The sequence below is a fragment of the Streptomyces mesophilus genome, from assembly GCF_040300965.1.
Classification (GTDB): domain Bacteria; phylum Actinomycetota; class Actinomycetes; order Streptomycetales; family Streptomycetaceae; genus Streptomyces; species Streptomyces mesophilus_A.
Window position 1 is genome coordinate 25,333 of sequence record NZ_JBEPEW010000063.1, and the last position, 19,011, is coordinate 44,343.

General features: G+C 71.3%; 17 protein-coding genes and 1 pseudogene. 14 read left to right on the forward strand and 4 right to left on the reverse strand.

The window, feature by feature from the left end:
* The first annotated feature begins 29 nt into the window (after positions 1–29).
* From ABT367_RS22125 to ABT367_RS22160, 8 genes are all read left to right on the forward strand, one after another.
* Positions 30–911, forward strand: coding sequence for a dihydroorotate dehydrogenase electron transfer subunit (locus ABT367_RS22125; RefSeq protein ID WP_352254798.1), 882 nt, complete (start codon positions 30–32; stop codon positions 909–911).
* The gene (locus tag ABT367_RS22130) at positions 911–1,864 is read left to right on the forward strand and encodes a dihydroorotate dehydrogenase (RefSeq protein WP_352254799.1); all 954 of its coding nucleotides are present in this window, start codon (positions 911–913) and stop codon (positions 1,862–1,864) included. Before ABT367_RS22125 ends, ABT367_RS22130 begins: the two co-directional genes overlap by 1 nt.
* Before the next feature lie 221 nt (positions 1,865–2,085).
* Positions 2,086–2,409: an integration host factor gene (locus tag ABT367_RS22135; protein ID WP_005319887.1), complete on the forward strand. Its 324-nt coding sequence runs from the start codon at positions 2,086–2,088 to the stop codon at positions 2,407–2,409.
* Positions 2,410–2,447: 38 nt separating this feature from the next.
* Positions 2,448–3,005 (forward strand): guanylate kinase, encoded by a 558-nt coding sequence (gene gmk, locus ABT367_RS22140; RefSeq protein ID WP_352254800.1) that lies wholly within the window; start codon positions 2,448–2,450, stop codon positions 3,003–3,005.
* 43 nt (positions 3,006–3,048) lie between these two features.
* The gene (gene rpoZ / locus ABT367_RS22145; RefSeq protein WP_052577452.1) at positions 3,049–3,321 is read left to right on the forward strand and encodes a DNA-directed RNA polymerase subunit omega; all 273 of its coding nucleotides are present in this window, start codon (positions 3,049–3,051) and stop codon (positions 3,319–3,321) included.
* Positions 3,322–3,445: 124 nt separating this feature from the next.
* Complete coding sequence (gene coaBC, locus ABT367_RS22150; protein ID WP_352254801.1) at positions 3,446–4,648, forward strand: bifunctional phosphopantothenoylcysteine decarboxylase/phosphopantothenate--cysteine ligase CoaBC; 1,203 nt, start codon at positions 3,446–3,448, stop codon at positions 4,646–4,648.
* A gap of 258 nt (positions 4,649–4,906) precedes the next feature.
* Positions 4,907–6,115, forward strand: coding sequence for a methionine adenosyltransferase (gene metK, locus ABT367_RS22155; RefSeq protein WP_352254802.1), 1,209 nt, complete (start codon positions 4,907–4,909; stop codon positions 6,113–6,115).
* A gap of 419 nt (positions 6,116–6,534) precedes the next feature.
* Positions 6,535–8,697 (forward strand): primosomal protein N', encoded by a 2,163-nt coding sequence (locus tag ABT367_RS22160; RefSeq protein WP_352254803.1) that lies wholly within the window; start codon positions 6,535–6,537, stop codon positions 8,695–8,697.
* Positions 8,698–8,765: 68 nt separating this feature from the next.
* Here ABT367_RS22160 and ABT367_RS22165 read toward each other — a convergent pair.
* Positions 8,766–9,135 (reverse strand): annotated as a pseudogene (locus ABT367_RS22165) (winged helix-turn-helix transcriptional regulator).
* 74 nt (positions 9,136–9,209) lie between these two features.
* Between ABT367_RS22165 and ABT367_RS22170 the strand changes: the two are divergent.
* On the forward strand, positions 9,210–9,851 hold the full coding sequence (locus tag ABT367_RS22170) for an NADPH-dependent F420 reductase (protein WP_352254804.1): 642 nt from the start codon (positions 9,210–9,212) through the stop codon (positions 9,849–9,851).
* Positions 9,852–10,127: 276 nt separating this feature from the next.
* Here the strand turns inward: ABT367_RS22170 and ABT367_RS22175 are convergent, their stop codons facing one another.
* A complete protein-coding gene (locus ABT367_RS22175; RefSeq protein ID WP_352254805.1) occupies positions 10,128–10,685 on the reverse strand; it encodes a hypothetical protein in 558 nt (185 codons plus the stop codon).
* A gap of 283 nt (positions 10,686–10,968) precedes the next feature.
* On the opposite strand from ABT367_RS22175, the gene fmt reads away from it, so the two are divergent.
* The 3 genes from fmt to ABT367_RS22190 all read left to right on the forward strand — a co-directional run bounded on the left by fmt (position 10,969) and on the right by ABT367_RS22190 (position 14,124).
* The gene (fmt, locus tag ABT367_RS22180) at positions 10,969–11,901 is read left to right on the forward strand and encodes a methionyl-tRNA formyltransferase (protein ID WP_352254806.1); all 933 of its coding nucleotides are present in this window, start codon (positions 10,969–10,971) and stop codon (positions 11,899–11,901) included.
* Between the two features lie 180 nt (positions 11,902–12,081).
* Positions 12,082–13,506 (forward strand): RsmB/NOP family class I SAM-dependent RNA methyltransferase, encoded by a 1,425-nt coding sequence (locus tag ABT367_RS22185; RefSeq protein ID WP_352254807.1) that lies wholly within the window; start codon positions 12,082–12,084, stop codon positions 13,504–13,506.
* A 72-nt stretch (positions 13,507–13,578) separates the two neighbouring features.
* Positions 13,579–14,124 carry a hypothetical protein gene (locus ABT367_RS22190; protein ID WP_352254808.1) on the forward strand — a complete coding sequence of 182 codons (546 nt, stop codon included), beginning with the start codon at positions 13,579–13,581 and terminating at the stop codon, positions 14,122–14,124.
* Positions 14,125–14,150: 26 nt separating this feature from the next.
* Here ABT367_RS22190 and ABT367_RS22195 read toward each other — a convergent pair whose 3' ends face one another.
* Positions 14,151–16,250, reverse strand: coding sequence for an MMPL family transporter (locus ABT367_RS22195; protein WP_352254811.1), 2,100 nt, complete (start codon positions 16,248–16,250; stop codon positions 14,151–14,153).
* A gap of 258 nt (positions 16,251–16,508) precedes the next feature.
* Between ABT367_RS22195 and rpe the strand changes: the two genes are divergently transcribed.
* Both rpe and ABT367_RS22205 read left to right on the forward strand, forming a co-directional pair.
* A complete protein-coding gene (gene rpe / locus ABT367_RS22200) occupies positions 16,509–17,195 on the forward strand; it encodes a ribulose-phosphate 3-epimerase (RefSeq protein WP_352254809.1) in 687 nt (228 codons plus the stop codon).
* 126 nt (positions 17,196–17,321) lie between these two features.
* A complete protein-coding gene (locus ABT367_RS22205; protein WP_165334074.1) occupies positions 17,322–18,368 on the forward strand; it encodes a sugar-binding transcriptional regulator in 1,047 nt (348 codons plus the stop codon).
* Between the two features lie 94 nt (positions 18,369–18,462).
* On the opposite strand, the gene ABT367_RS22210 is transcribed toward ABT367_RS22205, so the two are convergent.
* The coding region (locus ABT367_RS22210; protein WP_352254810.1) for an amidohydrolase family protein at positions 18,463–19,011 on the reverse strand (549 nt) is incomplete at its 5' end.

Here is a 19,011-nt window from a genome sequence, read left to right on the forward strand (position 1 = left end):
CGAGCAGGGCCACCCGGAACGGAGAGCCCTTGTCCCCGCAGCCCAGACTGACGCCCGCGCAGTCATCGGCCGAGATCCTCGCTCTCGAGCCGGCGGGTGCGTATCACCGGCTCGTGCTCCACGCGGGCGGGGCCGCGGCCAGGGTGTCGCCCGGACACTTCGCCGCCCTCGCCCTCGGGGGCCGTGACTCCTCGATGCTGCTGCGGCGCGCGTTCTCCATCCATCGCGCCGATCCCGAAGCCGGCACCATCGAGGTGGTCTTCGCCGTGCACGGCAGAGGGACCAAGGCGCTGGCCGCGCACCACGTCGGCGACCGCGTCGATCTGATCGCGCCGCTCGGGACGCCGTTCCCGTTGCCCGACGGGCCCGTCGGCGCCGTGCTCGTCGCCGGCGGCTACGGGAGCGCGCCGATGTTCGCTCTCGCCGAGCAGATCCTCGACCGCGGCGGCCGCGTCGGGTTCGTCCTCGGGGCCGCCACCGCCGACAAGCTCTTCGGTGTCGGCCTGGCCCGAGCCCTCACCCCGCACGTCGCCGTGACGACCGAGGACGGGTCGTACGGTGCCGAGGGCCGCGTCACCGGCCAACTGCCGGGCATGATCCGCGAACTCGGCGCCACCGAGGTGCACTCCTGCGGACCGATGCCCATGCTGCGCGCCGTCACCGAGATCGCCACCGCGCGGGGCGCCACCAGCCACACCGCCGTCGAAGAGGCCATGGCCTGCGGTATCGGGATCTGCATGACCTGCGTGCTGCCGGTGGAGGGCGCGGACGGCGTGCCCCGCTTCCTGCGCTCCTGCACCTCGGGGCCGGTCTTCGACGGGACGAAAGTGCGCTGGGCGGACGCCGGGACGCTTCCGGCCGACCTCGAAGGCGCCGATGCCATGCGGCCACGGCACCAGGAGTGTGCGTGATGACGACACGTATCGACATGTCGGCACCGCTCGGTGCGAGCGTGACCCTGCCCAACCCCCTCAGCACCGCTTCCGGGTGCGCCGGATACGGGCGGGAGCTTGCTCAGTTCGTACCGCTGTCCGCGCTCGGCACGATCACCACCAAGACGGTCATGCCGTACGTGCGCTCCGGCCGGGCCACCCCGCGCATGGCCGAGACCCCGAGCGGCATGCTCAACTCCATCGGACTGCAGGGCTCGGGCATCGACCACTTCGTCGCCCATGAGCTGCCCTGGCTCGCGGAGCGCGGCGCCCGGGTCCTCGTGTCGATCGCGGGGGAGCGCACCGAGGAGTTCGCCGAAGCCGCGGCCCGGCTCGCAGGGCAGCCCGGTGTCGTCGGCATCGAGGCCAATATCTCCTGTCCCAACGTGGCCAACCGCGGCCTCGTCTTCGGCTGCGACGCCTCCACCTCGTACGAGACGATCCGCGCCGTCCGCGCGGCCGCCGATCCCGCGCACCCGGTCTACGCGAAGCTCACTCCGGATGTCACCTCGATCGTCGACATCGCCGCGGCGTGCACGGAGGCCGGCGCCGACGGCCTCTCGATGATCAACACGCTGCTCGGGATCGCCATCGACACCGACACTCTCCGTCCGTATCTCGCGGGCACGACGGGCGGTCTGTCCGGTCCGGCCATCCGGCCCGTCGCGGTCCGCTGCGTGTACCAGGTGTACGCGGCGATGCGGGCCGGAGCGGTGCGGCAGGTGCCGATCCTCGGCATGGGCGGGATCGCCTCCGGACGCGACGCGCTGGAGTTCGTGCTCGCCGGCGCCTCCGGTGTCGCGCTCGGTACCGTGCTCTTCAACGACCCCTCAGCGCCCGTACGCGTCCTGGGAGAGCTCGAATCGGCTCTGGCGGAGCGCGATTTCACATCGTTGCAGCAGGCAATCGGGCGCGCGCACCCAAGTAATTGACGTATCGGACCCCCAAATCCGGGGCGAATTGCCCGATATGTATAGTTCAGCAGAGGCTGACCTGGACTTTTCCGCTGTTCTCGCTGACTGGAGCGGTCCTGGCCGCTAGTCTCCGTCGGGAGTACACGGGTGACTGCGTCGCTCGTTGCTCCCCAGGTGCGGGGCTATTAGGTTCCTCACCGGTCCGTATCCGACAGTTCGACAACCGAGGTGACGTAGGCGTGGCTCTTCCGCCCCTTACCCCTGAACAGCGCGCAGCCGCGCTCGAAAAGGCCGCCGCGGCTCGCCGGGAGCGGGCCGAGGTCAAGAATCGACTCAAGCACTCCGGCGCCTCCCTTCACGAGGTCATCAAGCAGGGCCAGGAGAACGACGTCATCGGAAAGATGAAGGTCTCCGCCCTCCTCGAGTCGCTGCCGGGCGTGGGCAAGGTCCGCGCCAAGCAGATCATGGAGCGTCTCGGTATTTCCGAGAGCCGGCGTGTGCGGGGCCTTGGCTCCAACCAGATCGCGTCTTTGGAGCGTGAGTTCGGCGGCGGTGCCGCCTGAAGGTCTCAGGCACTCCTGAGAACCTGGATAATCGCTGCATGAGTGAACGTCCGCGGCTGACCGTGCTCTCCGGCCCCTCCGGGGTCGGCAAGAGCACGGTCGTCGCTCATATGCGCAAAGAACACCCCGAGGTCTGGCTCTCCGTCTCGGCGACGACTCGGAAGCCGCGTCCCGGGGAGAGGCACGGCGTCCAGTACTTCTTCGTCACCGATGAAGAGATGGACAAGCTGATCGCCAACGGCGAGCTGCTCGAGTGGGCCGAGTTCGCGGGCAACCGCTACGGCACACCGCGCGCCGCCGTACTGGAGCGTCTCGAGGCCGGTGAGCCGGTGCTGCTCGAGATCGATCTGCAGGGCGCCCGTCTCGTGCGCGAGTCGATGCCCGAGGCTCAGCTGGTGTTCCTCGCCCCGCCCAGCTGGGACGAGCTGGTGCGCCGGCTCACCGGCCGCGGCACCGAGGCGCCGGAGGTCATCGAGCGCCGGCTGGCGGCCGCACGTGTCGAGCTCGCCGCCGAGTCGGAGTTCGATACGACCCTTGTCAATACCTCCGTCGAGGACGTGGCCCGCGAGCTGCTAGCCTTGGTGAACGTTGTCTGATCAGGCGTTGTCTGATCATTTTCCATTCTTCGGAAGGTAGAGCGTGTCCTCTTCCATCACCGCGCCCGAGGGCATCATCAACCCGCCGATCGACGAGCTCCTCGAGGCCACGGACTCGAAGTACAGCCTCGTGATCTACGCGGCCAAGCGTGCCCGTCAGATCAACGCGTACTACTCGCAGCTCGGCGAGGGTCTCCTCGAGTACGTCGGTCCGCTGGTGGACACCCACGTCCACGAGAAGCCGCTCTCGATCGCACTGCGTGAGATCAACGCGGGTCTGCTGACCTCCGAGGCCATCGAGGCCCCGGCCACGTAGTCACGCCGGCATTCGGCGGTTTTTCCAGTACAGGCCCGGCAGAGCGACTGCCGGGCCTGTGGTGTGTCATGGGTACCGGACCGGTCGGTGAGCGGTCCATGTCGTACGGGAATGGGGAGTGGCAGTGGACAAGCCGAAGGTCGTCCTGGGGGTCAGCGGCGGGATCGCCGCCTACAAGGCGTGCGAGCTCCTTCGCCGGCTGACCGAGTCGGGTCATGACGTCCGGGTCGTACCGACCGAGTCGGCGCTGCACTTCGTCGGCGCGGCCACCTGGTCCGCGCTCTCCGGGCACCCCGTGTCGACCGAGGTCTGGTCCGATGTCCACGAGGTGCCGCACGTACGGATCGGCCAGCACGCCGATCTGGTGATCGTGGCGCCGGCCACGGCCGACATGCTTGCCAAGGCCGCGCACGGGCTTGCCGACGATCTGCTCACCAACACGCTGCTCACCGCGCGCTGTCCCGTGGTGTTCGCACCCGCGATGCACACCGAGATGTGGGAGCACCCGGCCACGCAGGAGAACGTGGCCACGCTGCGCCGCCGTGGAGCGATCGTCATCGAGCCCGCGGTCGGCCGCCTCACCGGCGTCGACACCGGCAAGGGGCGGCTGCCCGACCCCGGCGAGATCTTCGAGGTCTGCCGCAGGGTCCTCGCCCGCGGCACGGCCGACGCTGACCTCGCGGGCCGTCACGTCGTGGTGAGCGCCGGCGGCACCCGTGAGCCCATCGACCCCGTCCGCTTCCTCGGCAACCGGTCCTCCGGCAAGCAGGGCTACGCCCTCGCCCGTACGGCGGCGGCGCGCGGCGCCCGCGTCACGCTGGTCTCGGCGAACGCCGCGCTGCCCGACCCGGCCGGTGTCGATGTCGTGCACATCGGCACGGCGGTGCAGCTGCGCGAGGCCGTCCTGAAGGCGGCGGCCGACGCGGACGCCGTGGTCATGGCCGCGGCGGTCGCCGACTTCCGCCCCGCCGAGTACGCCACCGGAAAGATCAAGAAGAGGGACGACCGGGCGGACCCGACGATCACCCTGGTCCGCAACCCCGACATCCTCGCCGAGATCTCCGCGGACCGGGCCCGCCCGGGTCAGGTCGTCGTGGGCTTCGCCGCCGAGACGGACGACGTGCTGGCCAACGGGCGCACCAAGCTGGAGCGCAAGGGCTGCGATCTGCTGGTCGTCAACGAGGTCGGCGAGCGCAAGACCTTCGGCTCCGAGGAGAACGAAGCCGTCGTGCTCGGCGCCGACGGATCCGAGACGCCGGTGCCGTACGGGCCGAAGGAAGGCCTGGCGGACGTGGTGTGGGATCTGGTGCGGGAGCGGCTGGTCTGATCTCTGAGGTGCCCGGGAAACGAATTTCGCCCGACCGGGCGCCTCAAACCCCCGAAATTCGGACGTCAACGCCCTGGCGGAGACCGATCGTCGTATCGCAGAATGCAGTGCCGCAGGTCACAAGGCATCCATCAAGCGAGACGCGGCGCCCAGTGGCCGGAAGCGACCGATAAACTGGTCGACGAAGCATTGCCGGGCGCAGCTCCCGGTAGCCTCGCCAATGATCAGCCAGCAGCCGCTGCAACCCCAGGGAGCGTTGTGTCCCGTCGTCTCTTCACCTCGGAGTCCGTCACCGAGGGCCACCCCGACAAGATCGCTGACCAGATCAGCGACACCATTCTCGACGCGCTGCTCCGCGAGGACCCGACGTCCCGCGTCGCCGTCGAGACGCTGATCACCACTGGTCAGGTGCACGTCGCGGGTGAGGTCACCACCAAGGCGTACGCACCGATCGCGCAGCTGGTGCGCGAGAAGATCCTGGAGATCGGTTACGACTCCTCCAAGAAGGGCTTCGACGGCGCCTCCTGCGGTGTCTCGGTGTCCATCGGCGCGCAGTCCCCGGACATCGCGCAGGGTGTCGACACCGCGTACGAGAAGCGTGTCGAGGGCGACGAGGACGAGCTGGACAAGCAGGGCGCCGGCGACCAGGGCCTCATGTTCGGTTACGCGACCGACGAGACGCCCGAGCTGATGCCGCTGCCGATCCACCTCGCGCACCGTCTGTCGCGCCGCCTGTCCGACGTGCGCAAGAACGGGACCATCCCCTACCTGCGTCCCGACGGCAAGACCCAGGTCACCATCGAGTACGACGGTGACAAGGCCGTCCGCCTCGACACCGTGGTCGTCTCCTCGCAGCACGCCTCCGACATCGACCTCGAGTCGCTGCTCGCGCCCGACATTCGCGAGTTCGTCGTCGAGCCCGAGCTCAAGGCGCTGCTCGAGGACGGCATCAAGCTGGAGACCGAGGGCTACCGGCTGCTCGTCAACCCGACCGGCCGCTTCGAGATCGGCGGCCCGATGGGCGACGCCGGCCTGACCGGCCGCAAGATCATCATCGACACCTACGGCGGCATGGCCCGCCACGGTGGCGGCGCCTTCTCGGGCAAGGACCCGTCGAAGGTGGACCGTTCGGCCGCGTACGCCATGCGCTGGGTCGCCAAGAACGTGGTCGCCGCCCAGCTCGCCTCGCGCTGCGAGGTGCAGGTCGCGTACGCGATCGGCAAGGCCGAGCCGGTCGGTCTCTTCGTCGAGACCTTCGGTACGAACACGGTTCCGGTGGAGAAGATCGAAGAGGCCATCTCCGCGGTCTTCGACCTGCGTCCGGCCGCGATCATCCGCGACCTGGACCTGCTGCGCCCGATCTACTCCCAGACCGCCGCGTACGGCCACTTCGGCCGCGCGCTGCCGGACTTCACCTGGGAGCGCACGGACCGCGTGGACGCGCTGCGCACGGCTGCCGGTCTGTAGTCTCCTCCCGCTGTACGCGACGGCCCCGGACCTTGTGGTCCGGGGCCGTCGTCGTCGCGCGGGAAAAGGGGTGCGCGGGGCGGGAGTTGGTGCGTACGGTGGGGATCTCCCGGTGCGCAGGCCGCGGTTACTTCGATGGAGTCCATCTGTTTCGGCAGGTGTGCGTTGAAATCTCGGCCCCCGGGCCGTGCAGGTCCGCTGCCGCTTCGATCTCGGGAGACCCCAAGACACTGATTCCGGGTGTGCCCGGTGCGCAGGCTGCGGATACTTCTCCGGGTTATCCCTTTACGGGTTCGAATCCCGTCGCCGTGACCTTCGGTCGCGGTGTGGCGGAACTGGCAGACGCAGAGGCTCATCGTCCGCCGCCGACTGGATCTCGGGCGCGCCCGGTGTCAGTGCCATCTGGTTAAGTTGGGGCTGTGAGCAGCGAGAACGAGCAGCCCGGCAGCGACGCGCAGGACGCGGCGCCGGAGCAGCTCGCGCTCATCCGGGAGACCGTGCGCCAGGCGAAGGTGCCGCGCGCCAAGCCGCGTACGTGGCGTGGCGCGGAGCTCGCCCCTGAACTTCCGGTGGCGCGGGTCCTCGTCGACAAGGGTGTGCTGCATCTCGACCGCTACTTCGACTACGCCGTGCCCGCGGACCTCGACGCCGACGCCCAGCCGGGCGTGCGGGTGCGGGTGAGGTTCGGGGCCGGGCGGGGACGCGTGCAAGGGGGTCGGCGTGAAGGCGGCGGGCTCATCAGCGGGTATCTGATCGAGCGCATCGCCGAGTCCGACTACTCCGGGCCGCTGGCAGCCCTCGCTCAAGTCGTGTCGCCCGAACCCGTGTTGAGCCCCGAGCTGCTCGGGCTCGCGCGGGCCGTCGCCGACCGGTATGCGGGCAGCCTCGCCGACGTACTGACGCTGGCCATTCCGCCGCGCAATGCCCGTGCGGAGAGCAAGGCATCGCCGCCGGCGCCGCCCGCGCCTGCGAAGCCCGAGGCGGGCACATGGGTGCGGTACGGGCAGGGGCCCGCATTCCTGGAGTCGCTGGCGTCCGGCGGGGCGCCACGGGCCGTATGGAACGCGCTGCCCGGGCCGCACTGGAGCGAGGAGCTCGCGCGGGCCGTCGCGGCCACGCTCGCCTCAGGACGCGGCGCGCTGGTCGTCGTACCCGACGGCAAGACCGCCAGCCGGGTGGACGCCGCGCTGACCGCGGTGCTCGGCGAGGGACGCCATGCGCTGCTCACGGCGGACGCGGGACCGCAGAAGCGGTACGCGGAGTGGCTGGCCGTGCGCCGCGGCTCCGTGCGGGCCGTGGTGGGCACGCGGGCCGCGATGTTCGCGCCGGTGCAGAACCTGGGCCTGGTGGCGATCTGGGACGACGGGGACGGCAACCACAGCGAACTGCACGCACCGCAGCCGCATGCCCGCGATGTGCTGCTGCTTCGGGCCGCCCATGACAAGTGCGCGTTTCTCCTGGGCAGTTGGAGCTGCACCGTGGAGGCGGCGCAGCTGGTCGAGAGCGGCTGGGCCAAGCCGCTCGTCGCCGACCGCGAGCAGGTGCGGATTGCCGCGCCACTGGTACGGACCGTCGGGGACACGGAGGTCGCGCGGGACGGGGCGGCCCGTGCGGCGCGGCTTCCGTCGCTCGCGTGGCAGGTCGCCAAGGAGGGGCTCACGCGCGGCCCCGTGCTCGTACAGGTGCCCCGGCGGGGCTATGTGCCCCGCCTCGCCTGCGAACGGTGCCGTGAGCCGGCCCGCTGCAAGGAGTGCGCCGGGCCGCTCGAGGCGCAGGACGCGGGGCCGCTGCACTGCGCGTGGTGCGGGCGGACCGAGGGCGAGTGGCACTGTCCGGAGTGCGGGTCGTTCAAGCTGCGGGCGCAGATCGTTGGGGCGCGGCGTACTGCCGAGGAGCTGGGGCGGGCCTTTCCCTCCGTGCCGGTGCGGACGTCGGGGCGTGAGCACATCCTGGAGTCCGTCCCGGACCAGCCGTCCCTTGTCGTCTCGACGCCCGGCGCCGAGCCGGTCGCCGAGGGCGGTTACGCGGCGGCCCTGCTGCTCGACGGGTGGACCATGCTCGGGCGGCCCGATCTGAGGGCCGCCGAGGACGCGCTGCGCCGGTGGATCGGGGCCTCTTCGCTCGTACGGGGGCAGGGCGACGGCGGCACGGTCGTGGTCGTCGGCGAGCCGACGCAGCGGCCGGTGCAGGCGCTGGTGCGGTGGGACCCGGTCGGGCATGCGGTGCGTGAGCTGGCCGAGCGGGCCGAGCTCGGCTTCCCGCCGGTGTCGCGGATGGCCGCGGTATCGGGGCGGCCCGAGGCGGTGGCCGAGTTTCTTGCGGGGGCCGAACTGCCCGCCGACGCCGAGGTGTTGGGTCCCGTACCGCTCCCGGTGACGGATCCGTCGCGGCCCAAGCGCACGGGGGCGGCACCGGTGGGGGAGCAGTGGGAGCGGGCTCTGGTCCGGGTGCGTCCCGGCAGCGGTGCGGCCCTGGCCGCCGCCCTGAAGGCTGCTCAGGCCGGGCGGATGGCTCGCGGGGCCGGGGTTTCGGGCGGCGAGTCCGGGGTGCGGATCCGGATCGATCCGCCGGATATCGGCTGAGGTTGGGCGGCCGGGTTGTGGGGCGGGCGGCGGGTCTGGGGCCTGCGGGGCGCTGAATACGGGTCCGCCTAATTTGTGCCGGGAGGGTTGGTGCCCGCTGCTTCCTGGGCAGCCATCACTTCATCACCGTGGGCGAAGGCCCAGGCGCCGACGGCGTCGATCGGAGCCAGCAAGGTCCGTCCCAGGGCGGTGAGTTCATACGCGACGTGCGGCGGTGCTCCTGGGTGTTCCCGCCGCTCGACAAGACCGTTGAACTGCAGCCGCCGCAAGGTCTCGGTGAGGACCTTCGAGCTGATCCCCCCCGATCTGTTCCCGCAGCGCGACCGGGCGCTTCGGGCCGTCGCGCAGGGCCCAGAGCACCACGGCGTTCCAGGTGTTGGCGAACAGGTCGAAGGCGAGCCGGGCACGGCAGTCGGCGAGGAAGGCATCGGTGGTCACGTACCAAATGGTGCCTGAGCCGCTCTCTAGCGTCGGTACGGAAGGTCGAATCCGGCGGCGAGAGGGAAAGTGTGATGAGAATCGGCGTGCTGGGGACGGGGAACATGGCTGACGCGCTCGCCACTCAATGGGCGCGCGCCGGGCATGAAGTCACCCTCGGGGGACGCGACCCGGTCAAGGCGCGACGGCTTGCCGAGCGCATCGGAGGCGGCGCGCAGGCCGGCGGTCTGCGCGGGGCCGCCCAGTTCGGTGACGTGTGGCTTGCCGCGCTGCCCTTCGGCGCAGGGGCAGAGGTCGTACGGACCGTGCGGGCGGAGTTGGCGGGCAAGGTCCTTGTCGACTGCTCCAACCCCGTCGGCCCGGGCTTCCGGCTGCGGACGGAACGCGGGCCGTCAGCCGCACAGTTGCTGGCCGAGGCGGCGCCGGGAGCCCGTGTGGTCAAGGCCTTCAACCTGTGCCACGAGGACGTGTGGCGGATGCGGCCGCCGGTCTTCGACGGTCGTCCGCTGGCCGTACCGGTGTGCGGCGACGACGAGGAGGCGCTCACGTCCGTACGCGCGTTGGTGCGGGACGTGGGCTGCGCGCCCGTGGCCGGTGGCGGTCTCGAGCGGGCCGGGCTCCTGGAGGCGGCCGCGGCGCTGTTCATCGGCCTGTGGGTTGGGGAGGGGGCGGACGTCCAGGCGATCGCGCCTCCGCTGGCGTACGCGGCTGGATGAGGGCGTACGCGGTTGGGCGAGGCGTACGTGGCTGAATGCGGCGCAGGCGGCCGGGTGACGCGTACGTGGCCGGGTGACGCGGACGTGGCCGGATGAGGCGTACGTGGCCGGGTGATGGGCTGAGCGGTGGGCTGACACCTATGCGGCCGGATGACGGCCGCGCCCTCCGCCGAGCAGCAGAAATGCCCCCGCTCCGGGCGCGGGGCGCCAGGAGCGGGGGCATTTCAACTCGGCTTTCGTACAAGGCAGCAGTGTCGGCGTACCGCTGCCGTGGCGTCAGCCGTTGCGCGGGCCCGGGAAGGCGCCCGGGCGGGGGTCCTCGCGCAGCACCGGACCCGCGGGGGTCTCCCGCAGGACAGGGCTGCCCGCCGTCGGCTGGGTCGGCATGGAACGGGCGGCGGGTACGGACGGCAGGCCCGCACCGATGCCCACCGGGCGCGCCCCGGTGTCCGTGGCGCGCTCGGCCTCGGCGGCGGCCTGTGCCGTGGCCCGCCGGGCTCCGTAACGGCGGTGCACCGCCTGCTTGGTGACCCCGAGCGCGGAGCCCACCGCGTCCCAGGAGAATCCGAGCGAGCGGTCGAAGTCCACCGCCGCCGTGACCAGGGTCTCGACGCTGTCGCGCAGCTCCTGGGCGAGGCGGACGGTGGGGGCGGGGGCACGCCCGTACACGACGAAGCCCGTGGAAGGACCGGAGCGGCGCGGGCGGTAGACGTTCCCCAACTGGGCGGTGAGGGTGCGCAGTGCGTCCACCTGCCGGCGGACCCGCTCGATGTCCCGCACCAGGAGGTGCAGGCTGGCCCGTGCCTGGGCGTCGTGGGTTGCGTGGTCGGCCATGAACAAGCCTCTCGAACCGGCGATGAAAAGGGTCGGGCCGCGCTCGCGGCCCCTGTCTGGTCAACTCTTTCTTGACCAACGCGTCAGCCGGGGATGTGGTCACGGTGGAGGGGCGTATGCGCATATGCGAGGGGCGCGCAGCTGTGCGCACGCCCCGGGGTGTCCGGCCGCGCCGCGACTCCTGGAGCCGGACACCGCACCCGGGGCGTACGCCGGACGCCCGCCGCCTCATAGACTGGTGCGCTGCTCTTCACGTCCCCGCTCGAGAGGCCCTCAGCCACCGATGAAGCTGGTCTTCGCAGGCACCCCCGAGGTCGCCGTCCCCGCTCTTGACGCCCTGATCGCCTCCGGACGGCATGAGGTGGCCGCCGTCGTCACCAGGCCGGACGCCCCCGCGGGGCGCGGCCGCCGGCTCGTCGCGAGTCCCGTCGCGGAACGCGCCGAAGAGGCGGGCATCGAGGTGCTGAAGCCGAACCGGCCGCGGGACGAGGAGTTCCTCGCCCGGCTGCGCGAGATCGGCCCCGACTGCTGCCCGGTCGTGGCCTACGGCGCGCTGCTGCCCAAGGCCGCCCTGGACGTGCCCACCCGCGGCTGGGTCAATCTGCACTTCTCGCTGCTGCCCGCCTGGCGCGGTGCCGCACCCGTGCAGCACGCGATCATGGCGGGGGACCAGATCACCGGCGCCTCGACCTTCCTGATCGAGGAGGGACTCGACTCGGGTCCGGTGTTCGGCACGATCACCGAGGAGGTCCGGCACACCGACACCAGCGGCGACCTGCTGACCCGGCTCGCCTTCGCGGGCGCCGGGCTGCTCGAGGCGACCATGGACGGCATCGAGGACGGCACACTCAAGGCCGTGCCCCAGCCCGCCGACGGCATCTCGCTCGCGCCGAAGATCACCGTCGAGGACGCGCAGATCGACTGGTCCACCCCCGCGATGCGGGTCGACCGCGTGGTGCGCGGCTGCACGCCCGCCCCCGGTGCCTGGACCGTCTTCCGCGGCGAGCGCCTCAAGCTGATCGCCGCCACCCTCGTGCCCGACCGCACCGAGCTCGCGCCCGGCGTCCTCGAAGCCGGCAAGAACAACGTGTACGTCGGCACCGGCTCGCACGCCGTCGAGCTCCTGTGGGTCCAGCCGCAGGGCAAGAAGCCGATGAAGGCGGCGGACTGGGCGCGCGGCGTGCGGATCGCGGCCGGGGAGCGTCTGGGCGCGTAGCCGTCCCGTATGCCCATAGGGGTCCTCGGGCGTCGGGCCGTGTCGTGGCACGGCCCGTACGCTGGTAGGGCCTGTCCACCCGCTGCCTCGCAGGTCCGCACCGGCTCACCTGCTCTTCAGGCGAGGGTCCGGGGGCTGCCCCCGGGAAAACACAGCATCCAGAATCCGGAGCACCTTTTCGTGAACGACCAGCCCCGCCGTCACCCCCCGCGCAAGCACCGCAGGCCCCAGAAGGACCCGGTGCGGATCCTCGCGTTCGAGGCGCTGCGGGCGGTGGACGAGCGGGATGCGTACGCGAACCTCGTCCTGCCGCCGCTGCTTCGCAAGGCGCGCGAGAAGAACGCGGACTTCGACGCACGGGACGCCGCGCTCGCCACCGAGCTGGTGTACGGGACGCTGCGCCGGCAGGGGACGTACGACGCGATCATCGCGACCTGCGTGGACCGGCCGCTGCGCGAGGTCGACCCGCCGGTGCTCGATGTGCTGAGTCTCGGCGCGCATCAGCTGCTCGGGACCCGTATCCCCACGCATGCCGCGGTGTCGGCGACCGTGGAGCTGGCGCGTGTCGTGCTCGGCGACGGGCGGGCGAAGTTCGTCAACGCCGTCCTGCGCAAGGTCGCGGCCGACGACCTCGACGGCTGGGTGGCCAAGGTCGCCCCGCCCTATGACGAGGATCCCGAGGACCACCTGGCGATCGTCCACTCGCATCCGCGCTGGGTGGTCGGCGCGCTGTGGGACGCGCTCGGCGGCGGCCGCGCGGGCATCGAGGACCTCCTCGAAGCCGACAACGAGCGGCCCGAGGTGACCCTCGTGGCGCGCCCCGGCCGTATCACCGGCACCGAGCTGCTCGACGCGCTGCCCGCCGACTCGGCGCTGCCCGGCCGCTGGTCTCCGTACGCCGTACGTCTCACCGAAGGCGGCGAGCCGGGGGCGCTCGATCCCGTACGCGAAGGGCGGGCCGGAGTCCAGGACGAGGGCAGCCAGTTGGTGGCGCTCGCGCTGGCCAACGCGCCCGTCGAAGGCTCCGACAAGCGCTGGCTCGACGGGTGCGCGGGGCCCGGCGGCAAGGCCGCGATGCTGGCGGGCCTGGCGTCCGAGCGCGGCGCGTTCCTGCTCGCGTCCGAGAAGCAGCCGCACCGCGCCGGACTCGTCGCCCAGGCACTGGCCGGCAACCCCGGCCCGTACCAGGTGATCGCCGCGGACGGCACCCGTCCGCCGTGGAAGCCCGGCACGTTCGACCGGGTCCTGATGGACGTCCCCTGTACGGGACTCGGTGCCCTGCGCCGCCGTCCCGAGGCCCGCTGGCGCCGCCGTCCCGAGGACCTCGACGGGTTCGCCCCGCTCCAACGCGGGCTGCTGACCGAGGCGTTGGCGGCGGTCCGCGTCGGCGGCGTCGTCGGCTACGCGACCTGCTCCCCGCATATCGCCGAGACCCGCGCGGTCGTCGACGACGTCCTCAAGCGCGTCCCGGGCACCGAACTCATCGACGCCCGCCCGCTGTTGCCGGACGTCCCGGCCCTGGGCGAGGGCCCGGACATCCAGCTGTGGCCCCACCTCCACGGCACGGACGCGATGTATCTGGCGCTGATCCGGCGTACGGCCTGAGGCCGTGAGGCGGCGGGTGCGCGCGGGTCACGCACCCGCCGCGTTGTCAGTGGCAGCACCTACGTTGCCTGCATGGCGAACTCGTACACGACCGTGTGGACCAACGACCTGTGCCGCGAGCTTCAGCGCGACGGGTACGCGGGGGAGCGGCTCTCCTTGCTGTTCGGCGGGCCGCATCAGTCGCTGCCCAGCTTCCGCAGCGCGGGCGTGCAGCCAGGGGACCGGATCCATCCGATACGGCTCTTCCGGCGAAAGCTGTACGTGCTCGGCGCTCTCGAGGTCGCGCGGCTCATGCCGTACGAGGACACCGGCTCGCTTCTGGACGACGACGACTACGCCAAGGTGATGCGCTGGCGGCCGCTGAAGGCGGGCTGCGTCAGCGAGGTCGTGTTCGGGCCGCCGGGCGCGCCGTTGAGCTTCGGCACGGCGATACCCGGCGACCTCCTGGAACGGCTGACGTACACCTCCCGACGCGGCGAGCGGGCGCTGCGCCACGTCGTGGACGGCGAGCTGCTGCACGCCATCGGCGTGCACGGCATCTACCGCCTGGCGCCGGAGTCGGCGCGCGCCCTCGACCGGCTGGTGCGAGCCGCTGACGACTTCACCGTGGCGGCCTGAATCCCGGTCCGGCAGGGCGTCAACTGTCAGTCCCGCAAGGCCGGTTCCCCCTGAGGTGCGGGGACGGCAGGTTCCTCGCGGGCCAGCCGGTGCGGCCACCACACCTTCGGGCCCACGTCCAGGAACAGGGACGTGACCAGGATCGACCGTACGACGAAGGTGTCCAGGAGGACGCCGAGGGCGACCGCGAAGCCGATCTCGGCGAAGGCCACCATCGGAAGCGTCGCCAGGGCCGCGAACGTGCCGGCCAGGACCAGGCCCGCCGAGGTGATGACCGCGCCGGTCGCGGACAGGCCCGTCAACACGCCCCGACGGGTGCCCTTGCGCAGCGCTTCCTCGCGGATGCGGGTGGTCAGGAAGATGTTGTAGTCGATGCCGAGGGCCACCAGGAACACGAAGACGAAGAGCGGGAAGTCCGTGGTCTCACCCGCGTAGTCGAAGAGGTGGCGGAAGGCGAGCGCGCTGATGCCGAGCGCCGCCGCGAAGGACAGGACGACCGTCGCGATCAGGATCAGCGGGGCGATCAGGGCCCGCAGCAGGACGATCAGGACCAGGAAGACGACGAGCAGGACCAGCGGGATGATCAGGATGTTGTCGTGCGTGGTCGCCTCGTCCATGTCGAGCAGCGCCGCCGTGTTGCCGCCGACCTTCGCGTCCGCGTCGGGTACGGCGTGCACGGCCTCGCGGACGCGTTCCACCGTGTCCTTGGCCTCGGGGCTGTCGGACGGCGAGTCCATGGTGGCTTCCAGCAGGATGCGGCCCTCGTGTTCGGCCTTGGCGCCTGCCGCGGGGCGGATGGACTGATCGACGACGCCGTCGGTGCCGGCGATCGCGCGGCCCACGGCCTCGCCCTGCTCGGCGGACGCCACGATGTACAGCGGGTCGCCGGATCCGGCCGCGAAGTGTTCCTCCAGGACGCGCTGGCCGACGATGGAGCTCGGGGTGTCCGTGAACGCGTCCGCGTTGCTGAGGCCCTCGGCGCGCAGCTGCGTCAGGCCGAGCGAGAGCGCCGCGAGGACCACGGCAGTCGCGGCCCAGATCGCCCGGGGGCGTACGGCGATACGGCGGCCGATGCGGGCCCACAGGCCGGTCTCGGTCGGTTCGGCGGTGTCGTAGTGCGGGACGACCGGCCAGAAGATCCAGCGTCCGAAGATCACGAGCAGTGCGGGGAACAGCGTCAGCATGGCCAGCAGCGCGACCGCGACGCCGATCGCGGCGACCGGGCCGAGGCCGCTGGTCGAGTTCATGTCGGCGAAGAGCAGCACCAGCATGCCGAGCATGACGGTCGCGCCGGAGGCGAGCACGGCGGGCCCCGCGCGGTGCAGGGCAAGCGCCATGGCCTCATGGCGGTCCTCGTGCCGGTGGAGCTCCTCGCGGTAGCGGGCGACCAGGAGCAGGGCGTAGTCCGTGCCCGCGCCGAAGACGAGGACCGTGAGGATGCCCGCGCTCTGGCCGTTGACCGTCAGGCCCGCGTTCTCCGCGAGGAGATAGACGATCGCCTGCGCCGTGAACAGCGCGCCCACGACGGACAGGAGTGGGACGAGCAGAAGGGACGGGCTGCGGTACGTGATCAGGAGCATCACGATCACCACGGCCATCGCGGAGAACAGGAGCGTGGAGTCGATGCCTTCGAAGGCCTCGGAGAAGTCGGCGGTGGTGCCGCCCGGACCGGTCAGATAGATCTCGAGGCCGTCCGAGCCCTCACCCGCGACCTCGCGCAGCTCGTCGACCGCCGGCGCGATCCGCTCCCAGCCCTTCTCGTCCATCGTGATGGGGACGAAGACCTGCGCGGCCGCCTTGTCCTCGGAGTCGACCGGGCCCTGGGTCTCCGCACCGCGGATCCCGTGCGCGGTCAGCTCCTTGAACGCCGCCACATCGTCGGCGATCTTCGCCCGGTCGGCTTCGGTGAGCCCTCCCTCGCGCACGTAGAGGACCACCGTCGGCAGCTGCTCCGGCCGGAAGTCCTCGGAGAGCTGGAGGACTTGGGTGGATTCGGCGTCGCCGGGCAGCCAGGACGCGTTGTCGTTGTCCTGGGCGTCGGTGAGCTTCTGGGCCAGCGAGGACATCAGGACGATGGCCACCAGCCAGAGCACGAGGACGACCCACTTCGAGCGTTTGCCGCACACGAGCCAGGCGACGCCCCGTCGTTCGCCTGTGCCCTTCGGGGCTTCCCCTGAGCCCTTCGGTACTTCCCCGGTGGTGCCCGCTGTCTCTGCGTCCGGCACGACGCACCCCCCAAATAGGTGCCCACCCCACATAACGACCACGGTCGCCGGGCGCCAGAATGGCACGTCCCTCCGTGATCCCGGGAGGAATTCGGGGCTACGGGTCCAAGGCCCCGTACCGCGGAGGGCAACGCTCCTTGGGCATGGCAGTCTTGGGGCATGGCCGTTCAGATCAGTCCCAGCATCCTGTCCGCCGACTTCGCGCGCCTTGCCGACGAGGCGAAGGCCGTCGAAGGGGCCGACTGGCTCCATGTCGACGTCATGGACAACCACTTCGTCCCGAACCTCACGCTCGGCGTCCCGATCGTAGAATCCCTGAGCCGGGCGACGGACACCCCGCTGGACTGCCACCTGATGATCGAGGACCCCGATCGCTGGGCGCCCCAGTACGTAGAAGCGGGGGCCTCCTCCGTCACGTTCCACGTCGAGGCCGCCGCGGCTCCGGTACGGCTCGCGCGCGAGATCCGGGCCAAGGGGGCCCGCGCCTCGATGGCGCTCAAGCCGGCCACGCCCATCGAGCCGTACGAGGATCTGCTGCCCGAGCTGGACATGCTGCTGATCATGACCGTGGAGCCGGGCTTCGGCGGTCAGGCATTCCTCGACATCATGCTGCCGAAGATCCGCCGCACCCGTGAGCTGATCGCGAAGCACGGTCTGGAGCTGTGGCTGCAGGTCGACGGCGGCGTCGCCGAGTCCACCATCGAGCGGTGCGCCGAGGCCGGTGCGGACGTGTTCGTGGCAGGGTCGGCCGTGTACGGCAAAGAGGATCCGGCCGCCGCGGTGGCCGCCCTGCGCGCCAAGGCCGAGGGATCCGTCGCTTCGGCGGCCTGGGCCTGCGGTCACTGAATCGACGGGTATCGCCCGGACCATCAGGAGATGAACGGGCGGGTTCGGTGGCGAACGGGGCCCTTCAGGACTGATCAAGCACCGCCGGATCTGCAAGGATGAACGGCGAGTCGCCCAGTTGAACGTGTGAACAGCAGTGAGGAGATCGCCGTGACGGGCATGTCAGCGGGGAGGCCAGCCCTGCGGATGGGACCCGCTGAGCTGGTGCAGGCGGCGGCCATGGCCCGCCGCTTCTACCTGGAGGGCAAATCCAAGATCCAGATCGCGGAGGAGTTCGGCGTCAGCCGCTTCAAGGTCGCGCGGGTTCTGGAGACCGCTCTGGAAAGGGATCTCGTACGGATCGAGATCAGGGTTCCGGCGGAGCTGGACGCCGAGCGCTCCGACAAGCTGCGGGCCCGCTACGGCCTGCGGCACGCGGTCGTCGTCGAGTCGCCCGCCGAGTCGGAGGAGCAGTCGCCCGACCCGGAGAACCTCGGGGAGGTCGCCGCCGATCTGCTCGGTGAGCTGGTGAACGAGGGGGATGTGCTCGGTCTCGCCTGGGGCCGGTCCACCATCAACATGGCCGCCGCGCTCGACCGGCTGCCGCCGTGCACGGTGGTGCAGCTGACCGGTGTGTACGACGCCGGGACCGCCGAGCGCGGCTCCGTCGAGGCGGTCAGACGTGCCGCGCAGGTCTCCGGTGGCGACGCCCACCCGATCTACGCGCCGATGCTGCTGCCGGACGCGGCCACCGCCGCCGCGCTGCGCAACCAGACGGGGATCGCGCGGGCCTTCGAGTACTTCGACAAGGTCACCGTCGCGTGTGTGTCCATCGGCTCCTGGGAGCCGGGGATCTCCACGGTGCACGACATGCTCAGCGACGAGGAGCGCGCGCACTACGCGTCGCTCGGTGTCGCCGCCGAGATGTCCGCGCATCTCTTCGACGTCGACGGCCGCCGCGTGGGGCGTGACCTGGGAGAGCGCTGCATCACGGTCGAGGCCGACCGGCTGCGCCGTATCCCCGAGGTCGTGGCGATCGCGGGCGGTCAGCGCAAGGGCGCGGCCATCGACGCGGTGCTCCGCTCCGGCCTGGTGACCAGCCTGGTCACGGACACGGCCGCGGCCGACTACCTGCTGTCCGCGGGCTCCGCGCCCAAGCCCGCGCTCGACCGCGCGGACCCGGACGGCGAGTAGGTGCTGGGGCGTCACGAGCAGGACTCGGGGCGCCACGAGCAGGTCTTGGGCGCCACGAGCTGATGCGGTGGCGCTCCGCGCGGATCCTGCGGCGCTATGAGTAGATTCTGCGCGCGTTCCCGGCGCCGACCAGGTCCCTGACCCGGTCGGCGTCGGCGTCCGCCCAGGCGCCGCGCTCCACCCAGCCGCCGAGCACCTCGGCGGCCGCCTCGCAAAACAGTCGCGCGCCGACGAGATACAGCTCGGGCAGCCCGTAGGCGTCCGTCGAGAACAGCAGCTTTCCGAACGGCGTGAGCTCCAGCATCTCCGCGAGGACCGCCGCAGCACGTGCTCCGGTGTGGCTGAGGGTGAGTCCCAGGTCCGCGTACACGTGCGGATAGACCTGTGCCAGATAGCCCGCCTGCCGGTGGTACGGGTAGCAGTGCAGCAGCACGAGCGTGCACCTGGTCGGGCGTACCGCCTCGATAAACTCCGTGAGCAGCAGGGGATCCGCGCGATGCAGGCGCAGATCGGGGTCGCCGAAACCGGTGTGCAGCTGGAGCGGGCGGCCGGTGCGGGCCGCCGACCAGAGCAGATGCCGCAGGAGGACGGGGTCGGTGACCCGGGCCCCGCCCGTGGGCAGCCAGCGGGCGAGCGCGTCCTC

What these genes read in the sequence shown, in the direction of transcription:
- ABT367_RS22130 (WP_352254799.1), top strand. Translation starts at nt 911, where the DNA reads ATGACGACACGTATCGACATGTCGGCACCGCTCGGTGCGAGCGTGACC.
- gmk (WP_352254800.1), top strand. Translation starts at nt 2,448, where the DNA reads ATGAGTGAACGTCCGCGGCTGACCGTGCTCTCCGGCCCCTCCGGGGTC.
- ABT367_RS22170 (WP_352254804.1), top strand. Translation starts at nt 9,210, where the DNA reads ATGAGAATCGGCGTGCTGGGGACGGGGAACATGGCTGACGCGCTCGCC.
- ABT367_RS22175 (WP_352254805.1), bottom strand. Translation starts at nt 10,685, where the DNA reads ATGGCCGACCACGCAACCCACGACGCCCAGGCACGGGCCAGCCTGCAC.
- fmt (WP_352254806.1), top strand. Translation starts at nt 10,969, where the DNA reads ATGAAGCTGGTCTTCGCAGGCACCCCCGAGGTCGCCGTCCCCGCTCTT.
- ABT367_RS22190 (WP_352254808.1), top strand. Translation starts at nt 13,579, where the DNA reads ATGGCGAACTCGTACACGACCGTGTGGACCAACGACCTGTGCCGCGAG.
- rpe (WP_352254809.1), top strand. Translation starts at nt 16,509, where the DNA reads ATGGCCGTTCAGATCAGTCCCAGCATCCTGTCCGCCGACTTCGCGCGC.